We start from the raw sequence: 14,185 nt of genomic DNA, 5'->3' as shown, positions 1-14,185 counted from the left end.
TTCCTCTTAAAAATCTTGAACCTTTCAACTTTTTATCCAAAAAATAGATTTATTTGCTATTTTGAATATTTATTTGCCAATCAGAAGAGGATATTTGCCAAACTTCAATTTTATTTGCCAAATTGACAGCTTTATTTGCAAAAGCAAAAAACCGCCTCCATAAAGCGGAAACGGCTCATCATCCTATTCATTATACATGGACAGCTACTTTCGGCATGGCGACCCAATGCCCCTTAGATACCTCAACAAGCTCAGATTGACTTAAGTGATACTTGTCTTCATCTGTTTGCTCCTCCATTAATACTCTTTTCTTCATTGATTCTATCTTTGGATCAGGGATAGGAATAGCAGAGAGTAATTTTTTCGTATACTCATGCTGAGGATTCGAGTAAAGCTCCTCACTTTCCGCAAGCTCCACAATCTTCCCTGCATACATAACTGCGACCCGATCACTAATATGCTTCACCATGGATAGGTCATGGGCAATGAATAAATAAGTTAAACCGAGTCGATGTTGCAGATCTTCCAATAGCTTAACAACCTGTGATTGAATGGATACATCAAGAGCAGACAGCGGTTCGTCACAGACGATGAATTTAGGTTCCACTGCAAGAGCGCGTGCAATCCCAATGCGTTGTCGCTGTCCACCAGAGAATTCATGTGGGTAGCGCAGTGCATGAGATGGTTCTAGTCCTACCATTTCAAGGAGTTCTTCCACTCTCCTTTTCCGTTCAGCCTTACTCCCGCTTAGTTTGTGTACATCTAAGGCCTGCCCAATAATGTCAAGAACTTTAAACCTAGGATTTAGAGACGCATAAGGATCTTGAAAAATCATTTGCATATGCCGGCGCATAATCTTCATTTCACTTTGAGATAACCGATTAACTGCCATCCCTTGGTATAAGACATCTCCATCCGTCGGTTCATGAAGACGTAATATCGCACGCCCTGTTGTGGACTTTCCAGAACCCGACTCCCCGACAAGTCCTAGCGTTTCACCCGGTCGAATATGGAAGCTGATATTATCTACCGCTTTTAAAACATTCCCCTTCCCCATATCAAAATATTGCTTCAAGCCTCGAACTTCAAGCAATGGTTTATTATAATCCGTACCCGGCAGAATCAGCGGTGCAGGCTTTGGCTTCTTTTTCTCATCGAGACGAGGCAGTGCATTTAATAGTTTCAATGTATATGAGTGCTTTGGATTTTCAAAAATTTCTTCAGTTGTTCCAGTTTCTACAATTTCTCCATCCTTCATCACGACAACTCTATCACACATACCAGCTACAACACCGAGGTCATGTGTAATTAAGACGATCGAGGTGCCGAACCGTTCCTGCATATCCTTCATTAAGTTCAATATTTGTGCCTGTATCGTTACATCCAGTGCTGTTGTTGGTTCGTCTGCAATTAAAAGTGTAGGCCGGCAAGCAAGAGCAATTGCGATCATAACCCGTTGCCTCATTCCGCCTGAAAACTCATGAGGGTATTGATTATAGCGCGTTTCACTGTTACGAATACCAACAAGTTTAAGCAATTCAATTGCTTTTTCTTTGCCATCTTTCTGCGATAATTTCTGATGCTTAATCAGGCTTTCCGCGATTTGCTTTCCTATTTTGATTGTCGGATTCAGAGATGTCATTGGATCTTGGAAAATCATTCCGATATCCCGGCCACGAATGCTTTCCATCTCCTTCTCAGTTTTAGTGCTGAGGTTTTCACCTAAAAAGGTAATTTCTCCTTCCTTCATAAAAGAGGGGGGAGACGGGAGCAGTCGCATAATAGACCTGGCCGTTACACTTTTGCCGCTTCCTGATTCCCCAACGATTCCTAATGTTTCCCCTTTCTTCACTTCAAAACTAACACCGCGAACAGCCTCAAATTCATCATCTCGCGACAGAAATGATACCCGTAAATTTTTTACTCTCAAAATCGGTTCCAAAACTTCCACCTACCAGTAATTAAATATATTCTAAATATTACAAAAACTATTTATTGACTTTTTCATAATATGAATTAAAATATACTATACAGATCGGAATAATGCAATTTCATATGAAGGGAGGTCTAATGATTTGGAGGTAGAAAAAGTAATAAAAACAAATAAAAAGAGCCAAGAATCTAAATTTTCTGAAATCATAAGACGTACGTACACCAAGATGCAGCCACACCCTTCTTACAGATGGTTAGTCTTTATACTTGGCTTTCCGGTTCACCTCGTTGTGTTTCTTTTTTATTTTAAGCAAAGAGAAAAAGATACATATTCTACAATAGTAGAAGAAACAAAGAAAGCACTTCTAGCAACTGGATTTAAGGATAAATTAATCCTTGAGCTTAAGGAGCAATTGTTAAGGAAGCACAATTTCTTTGGCCAAAAGGTAAATCAAAAGGAAATAGAACAGCAAGCCGAGAAATGGGCAGAAGAACAATTTCAAAAAACCGTACAAGAAAAGGCTGCCTCAATACTTGAGGTAAAGGGCGATAAAAGAATTACATATGAAACAACCTTTCAATCTTTAATCTCAAACCCTCTTTTTTTGTTCTTAACTTTCATTCCTGGATTGCCTATGTATCTTTTAATTCTACTATATAGCAATCCATATTTGAAATATATTTTTGAACGACTTATTATGAGTCTATTTGTTATTCTCGGTGTTGCTTTTTTTGTCTTTACTATTTTGTATTTGTCGCCATTTGATCCTGCTGCAAACATACTCGGTGAAACGGCAACAAAAGAACAAATAGCGGCATTCAATCATCTTTATGGACTTGATCAGCCGTATTTAACTCAATTATGGAATGCGCTGAAAGGAATTTTCACATTTGATTTAGGATCATCCTTTTCAGGAAATGAAGAGGTTGCCTCAAGTATCGCAAGAAAATTCCCGATCACACTTTTATTAACAGTCATATCTCTAATAATGGCGATCATCATTGCCATACCGATTGGGATTATTTCAGCGACAAAGCCTAATTCTTTTTTTGATTATACCTTTATGTTTATAGCACTGATAGGATTATCCATCCCAAACTTTTGGCAAGGGCTTATCTTTATCTTAAATTTTTCTATTAAATTACAATGGCTGCCGGCTACCTTTAATCCTCAAAATTGGCTTTCTATTATTATGCCTGCAGTTGTACTAGGAACTGGACTTACTGCCTCGATTGCTCGTATGACAAGGTCATCCACGCTTGAGGTCATTAATGAAGATTATATTATTACTGCAAAAGCAAAGGGGCTTACTCAGCGGCAAGTTCTTTGGAAACATGCTGTCGGGAATGCCATGATTCCAGTCATCACCGTTATTGGCTTGATGTTTGGTGGAATGCTTGGCGGTGCAGCAGTTACTGAAAAAGTATTTAATATTAGCGGAATTGGGAGTTATATCGTGGATAAGCAGTTTATTCCTGATATCCCGAGCATTATGGGCGGGGTTGTCTATATCGCTATTACAATTTCATTAATCAATTTGTTCATCGACATTTTGTATGCGTTCTTTGACCCACGAATCCGTTCAAAAATGAAACAATATTAAAGCAGGTGTAGGAATGGCAACTATCTTAAAGGAAAAGGAAAGTTATATAAAGAAGCACGCGCTGAAATTATCATCAGAATATACACAGGCAAGCTTCACATGGATTACATCGCTTGCACTTACGATTATTTTTCTGGTAAGCAGCATAGATTTTTCAGGAAAAGCAATGAAGCCTTTTGTATTTAGTGTATTTGTTGCCTATGCCCTGTTTACATGTATTCAGATACTTATCACCTTTATGATCAAAAAGGATCTTCAAAGCATAGGCTATTTACGTAATTCAACAAGAAAACTTGGACTTATTCAGCTATTAAGCATTTTGACAGGTAATATTTTTATCTTTACCTTTGCCATTCAATTAGTCAAAGCGGAAAAGTCACCTGAGTATACCCTTGCTGGATATATGCTGCTAACTCAAATCTTTATCATTGCTATATCAGCATTAAATTTATTTAAGCCTTATGTTGCGGATACGTTTCTACCTGCGATGGGCGCATTGCTAGTTATGGCCATTTTTCAACTTGTGACATTTTTTCTTATTGCGAAGGATGGAAAAGGTAAACAAAGGGCTCGGTGGAAGGTATTCTTTGCTATCCCTCTTATGCTTACAGCGGTAACGGGTAATCTCTTTGCGCTCGTATTAGGCTGGAATATGCTTATGCATGAACGCTTCATGAATAGTCCAAGTATAGGGAAATGGCGTAAGGTTTGGGAGAAAATCGCATCTAATATGACAGCAATGCTTGGTTTATTCTTTATCGTCTTTGTATTTTCCATTTCCATTTGCAGCTACTTAACATTTGACTACGGGATGGCGGTTGAGAATAATTACAGCGCAATCCTTCAAGCACCAAGCTTAGCTTATCCGCTTGGAACAGACAATTTTGGAAGAGATTTATTTTCACGAATAGTGTTTGGAGCAAGAATCTCACTTATCGTTGGATTTTTATCGACCGCTATTCCATTTATTATAGGCGGTTTTCTTGGAGCCATTTCCGGCTACTATGGACAGCGAACAGACAATATTATCATGCGATTGCTTGATATTCTTTACGCAATTCCAGGTATTCTATTGGCTATTGTCATTATCGCTGCTTTTGGCTCTAACACAATGACACTTGTTCTTGCACTAAGCGTAGGATCCATACCTACTTATGCAAGAACAATGCGGGCAAATGTAATGATGGTATCGAATTATGAGTATGTTGACTCAGCCCGTGCACTTGGTTCTAGTAATCTATCTATTATTTTTCAACATGTTGTTCCAAACTCGCTTGCTCCCATGATTGTAAAAGCGACTCTAACAATTGGGGGAGCCGTCATTGCAACAAGCAGTTTAAGCTATTTAGGACTTGGGGTCGAGCCCCACATTCCTGAATGGGGAAACATCTTAAAAATTGGAAGCACATATCTTGAATCCCATTCTTATCTAGCCATATATCCAGGGCTAGCAATTATTGCACTCGTTCTATCCTTTAATTTCTTTGGAGACGGATTAAGGGATGCACTCGATCCAAAATTAGATTAATATTTTAAAATTTCAAAGGAGGAATACATTGTGAAAAAATCTCTTTTACCACTGCTTCTTACCTTCGTTTTAATGTTAGCAGGATGTGTTAAAACAAAATCTGATGTTGCAGAAAAACCAGCTTCAAATGGGAATTCAGGCGGCGAACAAAATGCGCAAGTTGATATTGAAATTCTAGGAATGAGCAGCAGCGAAGAAGATATGAATATTGTTCGCGATCAGCTTGTCAAGAATGGCTTTAATGTGAAGCTGAATATTCAGCCTGATTATGGCAGTTTTAAAGCTCAACAAGAAGCAGGCAACTATGATGTTTCATTGTCAGGATGGACAACAGTTACTGGGAACCCAGATTACGCCGTTCGTTCCCTATTTAAAAGCGGCGGCGATTACAGCATTATGGCTGATCCTGAAATAGACAAATTAATTGACAAAGCAAGCACTCAAACACCTGAAGATTATGTTGAAACATATAAGGAATTAGAACAGCTGCTTGTATTTGACAAAGCTTATATTGCACCACTATACATTTCTTTAAAAACACAAGCCATTAACAAAGACGTGCTAAACCCTGACACAGTTAGACTTTCAAAATCACGTTCCCTTGCTTGGGAAACAATTGATTTTAATGATACAGCAAAGCGTGAATCAGATCCGCTTGTCTTATCTCAAGCAAATCCAACCTTAACATCACTTGACCCAATTAAGGGTAACGATGGTTCTATTAACATGATTAACACGAATATGTATGTTCGTTTAATTAACTTAACGGATGATGACAAAATTACAGCTGATGGATCACTATCACGTAACTATAGCATTGCAGATGGAAACGCAGAGTATTATTTCCTATTGAGAGACGATATTAATTTTGCCAAAATCACAGATAAAAAAGCTGTTGATACTGGCGAGCGTGTAGGAGCAGATGATGTCATCTTCTCTCTAAATCGTGCAAAAGATAAGGACTCAGTACCAGACCACCGCACATATAGCTTGCATGAGCATATTAAAACTGCGGAGGTTGTGACTGATTTAAGTGCACTTGAAAATGTTAAGCAATCAGGCAGTGATGAATCCATTAGAGAAGGTCTTGAAAAAGGCTTAGATACTAAAATTACTGAGCTTGTTGCTGATAAAACACAAACAAATAACAAAGAGGGTAAATACCAAGTTGTGAAAGTAACAACAACAGAGCCATTTCCACAGGTACTAAATTATTTAGCACATCAATCGGCCGGTATTGTTTCTAAAAAGCAGGTTGAGAGCATCAACACTTATGATGTTGCTACTTTTGATGTAAACAAAGACATTCCTTATGGGGATCAAAATACAGTTACTGAAGGTGACAAATACAATAATACACTTTACACAAGCGGTCCTTACATTCTCTCTTACAAAAATGATTACGAAGCGATCTTCTACAAAAACCCTGCTTATATGAAAGGAACAGAAAACGAACCAAAAATCTCGAACATCAAGCTTCGATTCATTAAAGATTTGGATAGCTCACTTTCCGCATTACGTAATGGTGAAATTTATGTATTATATGGTGTACCAGAAAATAAACATGAAGTGGTTGAAGGCGACAGCAAGTTAAAACTTCAAAGTATAGAAAGCAACTCAGTATCCTACCTACTATTTAATACTGCTAATCGTGAAGTTGCTAAAAGCGAAGATTTAAGAAAAGCTGTTCTCTACTCAATCAATCAAGATGAAATCCTAAGCTATTACCAAGGCAAAAAAATCAAAGCCGTTTCAACAGTTAGCCCACTTGTGAAAACCGGAAACGAACTGAAAGCAGATCAAGCTAAGGTTAAGGAATTCTTGAACAAGTATAACTCTAGTAAGTAATAGCAGCAACACAAACTCAATATGAATGACATAATAGCCTGCCTCGGTACAAAAATATTTTGACTGGAGCAGGCTTTTTTTATCTTACCTATACATATTGTCCAAATATCAAATATATTGTCCGTTCTGGAGATTTATTGGCCATTTTGAGAAGATATTGTCCAAATTTCTATTTTATTGTCCGTGTTCACAACTTTATTGTCTAAGTTCACAAATTCGATAAAAAAGCCGTCTCCAAAATGGAAACGGCTAAATTAGTTTATGGTAAATCAATTTCAAACGCCTCATACAAAATTGGTTTCGGCTGATTATAGGTTTTCAGCTTTAAACCTTTCATATTTTTTGTTGAAAATTCCTGTTTAAACCGATTTCCTTCTATTCTTTCTGCTAAAGGCTTATCCTTAGATATTAAATTCTCCCCGCTTGCATCCTCTAGCCCAATTGAATTACGGGAAGCATGATTGTCAATAATAGCATCACTTAGAACTTCAAAATAGACAATTACCTTATCATTCTTATGCTGAATATCCGTGACTTTTACTTTCTCCTCTTCATTTTGAACCATTGTGAAAGGGAGGCTTTGTCCATCTAATGAAACAGAGTATTCTTCATAGCCATCCTCCACCTTTGGAATGATATAAGGAATAACCTTAACCTTTTTCGTTCCCTCTTTTAAAGGTGCATAAAGATAATCAAGATTTGCCTTTTCTATTCCGTTCTCTGTTTCACCATTTCCACTTGATCCAACGAAATCATACACATTTTCCTTTTCGTCTAAAATATAGAAATTTAACATATACGGATCAAAATCACTTTTTTCATCCACTGTAACATTGAACTTAAGATTTGTGCCTGCTGGACCAAGCTTTAAAGATGCCAGTTGTACTTCTGCTCCATCAATCATTTTTACATCCATTGGTCTGATGACAGTTACTTCATTCGACTGCTTCACCGGGAATTCAAACGCCCACTTTCCGGGAATGAGGCCGACAGCATCGATTCTCATTTTCATCTCAAACTCTTCTGGAAGCTCCTCAGTTGGAGTAATATCAATCGTTCCTTTATATTTTTGAGGGGTAATAAATTCTCCTGAATATCCTGAACTAAAGTTAATTTCCTTCCCGTTCACTTTTATCGTCGGCCGTTCGAGGTCTCCGATAGCGAAAAGTGATTCCTGCGTATACCCTAAGGTTAATCGTGTCCCATCATAAAAAACCTCATTTATCGTCAATGTGATGCCATTGTCCTTTGATGATTGATCAATGACCTGTGTCAATCCCTTTTTCCCGGCTATTCTTAGCCCTTCATCAGCAGAATCATTAAAAAATGTTCCTACTATCGGTATATGTGAAGCAACCTTCGCCATGGCTGGAGAAACAATTGCTGAGCCTAAAAACAGGCCAAACCCTACTACAGCAGCACTTAATGAATAGAAAACAATTTTCCTTTTTGATTTCTTAACCCTGTTTTCCCTAATTGTATCGGCAATAATTCGATCAAGCTTTTCTGCTGGTACCGATATCTTTTCCACTTCATTCTTAAACTCTGGGAATTGGCTATTCATTTACACAACCCTCCTTCATCTTTTCTCGCAATAGACTAATCCCTCGATGAATATTTGTTTTCACCGTTCCATCTGGACAATCTAGAAACTCAGCAATTTGTTTGACTGTAAAATCCTTATAAAAACGAAGAATTAAAACTGTCTTATATTTTTCATCTAATTCTGTAATCGCCTGCATCAAATCAGAATGATCTTCACTAGGCAAATAAGGAATGATTTTACTCTCCAACACTTCTCTTTCCATAGGAATGACTCTTTTTTTCTTGTTTAAAAGATCAAATGCCGTATTAATCAAGATTCGTGTTAGCCATGTAGAGAAATAACGTTCATCCTTCAAATTTTTAATAGAAATAAAGGCTTTATAAACGGTTTCTTGAAAAACCTCAAGCGTATCTTCCTCGTTTTTCATATAAACATAAGCTATTTTATAAAGTTTAATCTTTTCTTCCTCCATCAGCTCCTGAAAGGCTTTATGATTACCTTTCTTGGCACGTTGGACCTTCTTTATGTCTGCCAAAATGACTGCTCCTTCCTTCATCTTATCTAGCTTTTAGCATCTGCAATAAGCACAATTTCCAGGGAATACTCGGGATTATTACCAGCTTAATAAGGCGCCTTTCTAACTGTTAGACAAACGAGGTATGTAGAACGTTTCAATTTTTAATTTTTCTTTAATAATTCTGCTCCTTAGTATCATGATAAGAATATATATCTATAGGAAAGCACCATATTGGCGATACGGTACTACTCTTCATCAAGGAAGTGCCATGTTACAGTACGCAACATGGCTAACTTTAACAGCTGAAGGCATTGGAGCTACAGCACTAGAACCCAATTATTGATTAAGAAGTGAAACAAACTTGGGATATTCCAGGGGAATGGAGCCAGATGAACAACCGGGAGAAAGAACATTTTTACCTTTCGAAGATGTTCTTAAATTTCACTAATATTTATGTTTAGAACTATTCAATATAGAAATGTTCTTATTTTTTAATAGATGCTCGTGGAGTTATGTGCATGATGTAATACCCAATGATCAGAACCAAAATAACAAGTGAATAAAGCAAAGTATACAGCGGATTATCGTGATCAACAATAATTAGCCTTACCATCGCAGTAATGCCAATGTATATAAAGTATCGGAGTGGAAAATGATAATTTTCTTTAAAATACTTCACAATCATCGAGATAAATTCAAAATACAAAAAGAATATAAGAATATTGGTAAGGAAAAGCTTATAATCGTTGCTGTCACTTCCTATTAACATCTGAAAAAAAACAATTAACTCCTTTACTAATAAAACAGATAATATCCCTGCCAATACAACAAGGGAAACATTCAAAATGATCTGTAGAATCATAGGAATTATATTTATTATGTTTTCATAGTCTCTTTTCATTTTATTCATCATGTATTCCTCCTCACTTCTTGTCACTTTATTTTTAGAAGATTAAACGACAAAAAGATACCATCGTCTGGTAAAATTTATGTAAAAATATCTTAATTGCGGTGATAATGATGAATACCAGTGAAAAAGTGGACTTTATTCAGAAGGCTTTTCCTACTTTAAAAATGAATGAAATAATGGAAAATCATAGAGGCTGGGACAACGATATTATCATGATTAATCATTCGGACGTCTTCCGTTTCCCAAAAAACGAGAAAATCGCTTCTAAAATAGAAATAGAAAAACAATTGTTGGATCTTTTAAGCGAAAAAGAGCCTTTACTTAGCATCCCTGCCTACAAGCTTCTTAACGATAAAAACAAAAGACTTATTTGCACTCGTCATAAATACATTGAAGGTCTGCCGATGATCCAATGTCATGATCAAATAAATGAAAATGAAACAGCCATACTTCTTGGAGATTTTCTAACAAAATTACATAGCATCGAATATAAAAAGACAGGATTAACAACAATCCATACTAGCTCATATTGGAATGAGTTCTACTCATCTATTAAAAAAGAGGCCTTCCCTTTTTTAAACCAAGCTGAAAAGAACAATATTAATCATCTATTTAATCGTTTTTTCAAAACTTTTTCAAACATGGAAATAAACAAATGTGTGATCCATGGAGACCTTACAGGGGCTAATATGATCTATCACGCTGAACAAAATAAACTGACAGGAATTATAGATTTTACTGATGCTCAAATCAGTGATCCAGCATTTGATTTTGCAGGGATATATTGGGATTTTGGTGCTGCATTTACTAAAAAGGTTCTTTCCCATTATGAGGGACAAGAAAATATAGATTCTATTTTCCATCGAGTTAGTAGTTTCTATGGATTACAGCCCATTTTTCACGAATTGCTATACTCGATTAAAAATGGCGACAAGATTGACTTCCATGCTTCTCTAGCTAAATTGTTTAAGCTGCAGGAAACTCTTAATAATTGATTGAAAACAAAAAGTACTTGCAATGTAATAATAATAGAGGGGACGGCGATTTTAGCTGGTTGTTGGCTTCTTTAAGGCTCAATATGGACAGCTGCCGGTCTATTTGACTGGTTCGTGGCTTCTTTCGGGCCTCATTGTGGACAGCTTCCAAACTATTTGACTGGTTCGTGGCTTCTTCCGGGCTCAATGTGGACAGCTACCGGCCAATTTGACTGGTTCGTGGCTTCTTTCGGGCTCAATGTGGACAGCTACCGGCCAATTTGACTGGTTCGTGGCTTCTTCCCTAACTCAAATAAAATCATATTTTTAAAAAACGGTCATTATAGTCCACTATTAAGATTAGAAAATAACTAAAAAAAAAGAATTACCCGTCTCTCCAATAATATCAATACTACATTTGTTTATTTCACTCTGCGAAGCTCTAGTAATAATTCGTTCAATATGATTTTGTGATTGCCTACTCCATCCCCCCTTAATTTTTAAGGGGTATTTTTATAAAAAATAAAATAATTAAGACTTTTCTCTAACTTTCCATGTCTAACGAGTAGCAATAAATAAAGGGGGGTTCTTTTTTGGAAATAATAGAACTCATTAAAAATGCACAAAAAGGAGATGATCAGGCATTTTACGAATTAATGCAGATTCACAAAATTCGCTTGTTAAAAATAGCGATGTCTTATTTGAGAAATGAAGGAGAGGCATTAGAAGCCTTACAAGAGGTAACTTTCAGAGCATATCGCTCGATAAAAAAAGTACACCAAGCTGAATATTTTTCTACTTGGTTAATTCGAATTATGCTCAACTACTGCCATGATCAAATTCAAAAAAATAAGAGATATGGAGATAAAAGTTTAATAGAAAATATCGGAGAAACGGTGGATTACAGTAAAAGAATTGAAATTGAGGAAGCCTTAGAAAAAATAGATTCACACTCCCGTGAGGTCATTATTCTTAAGTATTATCATGACTTAAAGATTAAGGATATTGCTGATATTTTAGATAAGCCTGAAAGCACAATTAAAACATGGCTTTATAAAGGATTGCAAGCACTTCGAGAGCAACTTGAAGAAAGGAGCGAGTTGAATGTTTGATTTTGAAAAAGAAGAAAAGGAATTAGAAAAATCGCGAAATACTCTTCAGGATCTATCCATTTCAGATGATATTGCAAATCAGGCCATTTTAGAAGGAATGAAGCGTGCAAAAGCTATGAAGATGAGAAAGAAAAAATTTCTCCCCATAAAAGTATTTCTAGCTGCAAGTGTATTCATTATTAGCCTTATTACATCTGTAAAAGTTTCCGATACAATGGCGGATTACATTTCAAATGTACCAGGCATAGAAAAAATAGTGGAGTTTATCCGTCAAGATAAAGGTTTATTAGCTGCTGCTGAAAATAACTACTTTCAAAAAATTGAAACAACCGTTGAAAATGGCGAAGTAAAAGTAACGATAGATTCAATTGTTCGAGATGAAAAAGAACTATTAATATTCTTCAATTATAGAGCTAAAGGTGTAGTTGACCAAATCTTCCCAGAAGAAATATCATTACTTGATGGCAATAGAAATATTCTTCCTTATAGAGCATACTACTCAAACCTTAATCCTAATGGAGAAAAAAAATACGTTAATAAAGCGACAGCTAGAGTTCCCTTAGCTGATGGGGACATCTTACCCGAAGAGCTTATTTTATCCTTTGCATTTAGTGTAAATGATAAAATGCTTAATCAAAATATAGATATACCTCTTACATTAGATAAAGAAAAATTTGCAGCCAAAAAAGTTATAAACATGAACAAATCCGTTAAAGTTGAAGGTCAAGAGATAACAATAAAAAAAGTAACGATTTACCCTACTCAAACAACAATCGATATTATGGTTAATCCAGAAAACAGTAAAAAGATTTTTGGCTTTAATGATATTCATATAGAAGATGAAACAGGAGAAAAATGGGCGGAAATTGAACCTAATGATTTTACTTCATATGTTAATGAAAATGAAATGATCATTTACTTACAAAGTAACTATTTCTCTGACCCAAAAGAGCTTTACTTGGCTTTCAGCTCCATCCGTGCAGTCGATAAAGATGAGCTTTGGGTGGAAATTGATCCTGTTAAGGAAAAAATTATTAAAGCACCGAAAGATGGCAAATTATCAAGTGTATATAAAAGAAATGAAGAACTTGCCATTACATTAGAAACCAATCCGAATATTTTTGATAAACAAATTTTTATGTATGCAGAAGATTTTAATGGAAATATCATAGGTATGGGTAAACCAATTGGTGGGGGTGGTTTACCAAATAATAACTATGTGACCTATTATGTCCCTTATCCAGATGAAGAGGCTGTCGCTGGACCAATCAAGCTTAAATTATTAGATTACCCGGCCACTATCAATAAAAAAATCAAATTGAAAATAAAATAGCTATCATCATTTTTAAACTTCCAGAGAAGTATAATCAGCAGACCTTTTTACTCTCCAAAAAGGTCTGCTGATTTACTCATTAAAATATAATATTCATTTAAGATTCCACCAATCTCATACTCTTACAAACCTTCTTCCAACCTTCTCATTTCCTCTTCTAACAACTCTACATAATTTTCAATCATCTCTTCTCTCTTCAGCCCTTGCTTGTCTTCCTGAAATAATATTGGTTCCCCGAATACAACAATCGACTTTTCCTTAAAAATCCGCGAAAAGTTTGTCGGTCCTTTAAAGACTGCAGGCAATAATGGGGCGTTTGCCTTTATTGCAATCGTGACAGCACCTTTTTTTAATGGCACATCTTCACTAGTTCTTGTGCCGCTTGGAAAAATACCTACACATTTATTTTCCTTTAATAGTTTAAGAGGAATTTTCAAAGTGCTTGGTCCGGGATTTTCCCGATTAACCGGAAATGCATTAATCGATTGAAAAAATCGATTCTTCCATTTCCCTTCAAACAGCTGCTTCTTCGCCATATAGTGGACGGGGATGGGATATAATGCAACCGCCAGCATAATGACATCCACCCACCCTTTATGGGAACAAGTTACTACGTATCTTTGCCCAGCAGGGATATTTTCTTTTCCCTTAACTTCCAATCTATTAAACAGCTTTATGATAAAAAACAGAATACTGCTAAACAATTTATATAACATGTGTACCCTCCAGTTGAAAAACATATAATCCTAAAGTTAGTATCTGGTACTAATACTAAGTGTTGATAGTACAAAAGTCTATATTTTATTCGAAAAAAATATAGACTGTAAAAGTATTTCCCCCAATATCAAAGAAAAACAAGACCTTCAAAAAAGTCTTGTCTT

At 36.0% G+C, this 14,185-nt stretch carries 11 protein-coding genes and 1 pseudogene; 7 read left to right on the top strand and 5 right to left on the bottom strand.

Going from position 1 to position 14,185, the window contains the following annotated elements; all coding sequences use genetic code 11:
• Nucleotides 1–190: 190 nt before the first annotated feature.
• Nucleotides 191–1,942 (bottom strand): ABC transporter ATP-binding protein, encoded by a 1,752-nt coding sequence (locus tag KHA94_RS26305; protein WP_213103480.1) that lies wholly within the window; start codon nt 1,940–1,942, stop codon nt 191–193.
• Between the two features lie 151 nt (nt 1,943–2,093).
• On the opposite strand from KHA94_RS26305, the gene KHA94_RS17810 reads away from it, so the two are divergent.
• From KHA94_RS17810 to KHA94_RS17800, 3 genes are all read left to right on the top strand, one after another.
• Nucleotides 2,094–3,536, top strand: coding sequence for an ABC transporter permease (locus KHA94_RS17810; protein ID WP_420828181.1), 1,443 nt, complete (start codon nt 2,094–2,096; stop codon nt 3,534–3,536).
• A 13-nt stretch (nt 3,537–3,549) separates the two neighbouring features.
• Nucleotides 3,550–5,064 (top strand): ABC transporter permease, encoded by a 1,515-nt coding sequence (locus KHA94_RS17805; protein WP_213103479.1) that lies wholly within the window; start codon nt 3,550–3,552, stop codon nt 5,062–5,064.
• A 72-nt stretch (nt 5,065–5,136) separates the two neighbouring features.
• Nucleotides 5,137–6,912, top strand: a complete 1,776-nt coding sequence (locus KHA94_RS17800; RefSeq protein WP_249365630.1) for an ABC transporter substrate-binding protein — start codon at nt 5,137–5,139, stop codon at nt 6,910–6,912.
• A 259-nt stretch (nt 6,913–7,171) separates the two neighbouring features.
• Here the strand turns inward: KHA94_RS17800 and KHA94_RS17795 are convergent, their stop codons facing one another.
• Nucleotides 7,172–8,476, bottom strand: a complete 1,305-nt coding sequence (locus KHA94_RS17795; RefSeq protein WP_213103478.1) for a DUF4179 domain-containing protein — start codon at nt 8,474–8,476, stop codon at nt 7,172–7,174.
• Complete coding sequence (locus KHA94_RS17790) at nt 8,469–8,993, bottom strand: sigma-70 family RNA polymerase sigma factor (protein WP_249365590.1); 525 nt, start codon at nt 8,991–8,993, stop codon at nt 8,469–8,471. Before KHA94_RS17790 ends, KHA94_RS17795 begins: the two co-directional genes overlap by 8 nt.
• 208 nt (nt 8,994–9,201) lie before the next feature.
• Between KHA94_RS17790 and KHA94_RS25995 the strand changes: the two are divergent.
• Nucleotides 9,202–9,423 (top strand): annotated as a pseudogene (locus KHA94_RS25995) (nitroreductase family protein); the annotation flags it as partial.
• Between the two features lie 36 nt (nt 9,424–9,459).
• Here KHA94_RS25995 and psiE read toward each other — a convergent pair.
• On the bottom strand, nt 9,460–9,885 hold the full coding sequence (gene psiE, locus KHA94_RS17785) for a phosphate-starvation-inducible protein PsiE (protein ID WP_213103913.1): 426 nt from the start codon (nt 9,883–9,885) through the stop codon (nt 9,460–9,462).
• 107 nt (nt 9,886–9,992) lie between these two features.
• Between psiE and KHA94_RS17780 the strand changes: the two genes are divergently transcribed.
• From KHA94_RS17780 to KHA94_RS17770, 3 genes are all read left to right on the top strand, one after another.
• Nucleotides 9,993–10,880, top strand: a complete 888-nt coding sequence (locus KHA94_RS17780; protein WP_213103476.1) for an aminoglycoside phosphotransferase family protein — start codon at nt 9,993–9,995, stop codon at nt 10,878–10,880.
• Between the two features lie 572 nt (nt 10,881–11,452).
• Nucleotides 11,453–11,971 (top strand): sigma-70 family RNA polymerase sigma factor, encoded by a 519-nt coding sequence (locus KHA94_RS17775; RefSeq protein ID WP_213103475.1) that lies wholly within the window; start codon nt 11,453–11,455, stop codon nt 11,969–11,971.
• Entirely contained in the window at nt 11,964–13,304 is a 1,341-nt protein-coding gene (locus tag KHA94_RS17770; protein WP_213103474.1) for a DUF4179 domain-containing protein, read from the top strand. The genes KHA94_RS17775 and KHA94_RS17770 overlap by 8 nt, the downstream gene beginning before the upstream one ends.
• A 122-nt stretch (nt 13,305–13,426) precedes the next feature.
• Here the strand turns inward: KHA94_RS17770 and KHA94_RS17765 are convergent, their stop codons facing one another.
• Nucleotides 13,427–14,020 carry a lysophospholipid acyltransferase family protein gene (locus KHA94_RS17765; RefSeq protein WP_213103473.1) on the bottom strand — a complete coding sequence of 198 codons (594 nt, stop codon included), beginning with the start codon at nt 14,018–14,020 and terminating at the stop codon, nt 13,427–13,429.
• Nucleotides 14,021–14,185 lie beyond the last annotated feature (165 nt).

Source organism: Cytobacillus citreus, from assembly GCF_018343665.1.
GTDB classification, from domain to species: Bacteria; Bacillota; Bacilli; order Bacillales; family Cytobacillaceae; genus Cytobacillus; species Cytobacillus citreus.
This window is presented reverse-complemented; position numbering and strand designations above follow the sequence as displayed.

Coding starts and splice junctions, on each gene's coding strand:
- psiE (WP_213103913.1), bottom strand. CDS start 9,885: ATGAATAAAATGAAAAGAGACTATGAAAACATAATAAATATAATTCCT.
- KHA94_RS17800 (WP_249365630.1), top strand. CDS start 5,137: ATGTTAGCAGGATGTGTTAAAACAAAATCTGATGTTGCAGAAAAACCA.
- KHA94_RS17765 (WP_213103473.1), bottom strand. CDS start 14,020: ATGTTATATAAATTGTTTAGCAGTATTCTGTTTTTTATCATAAAGCTG.
- KHA94_RS17770 (WP_213103474.1), top strand. CDS start 11,964: ATGTTTGATTTTGAAAAAGAAGAAAAGGAATTAGAAAAATCGCGAAAT.
- KHA94_RS17780 (WP_213103476.1), top strand. CDS start 9,993: ATGATGAATACCAGTGAAAAAGTGGACTTTATTCAGAAGGCTTTTCCT.
- KHA94_RS17805 (WP_213103479.1), top strand. CDS start 3,550: ATGGCAACTATCTTAAAGGAAAAGGAAAGTTATATAAAGAAGCACGCG.
- KHA94_RS17795 (WP_213103478.1), bottom strand. CDS start 8,476: ATGAATAGCCAATTCCCAGAGTTTAAGAATGAAGTGGAAAAGATATCG.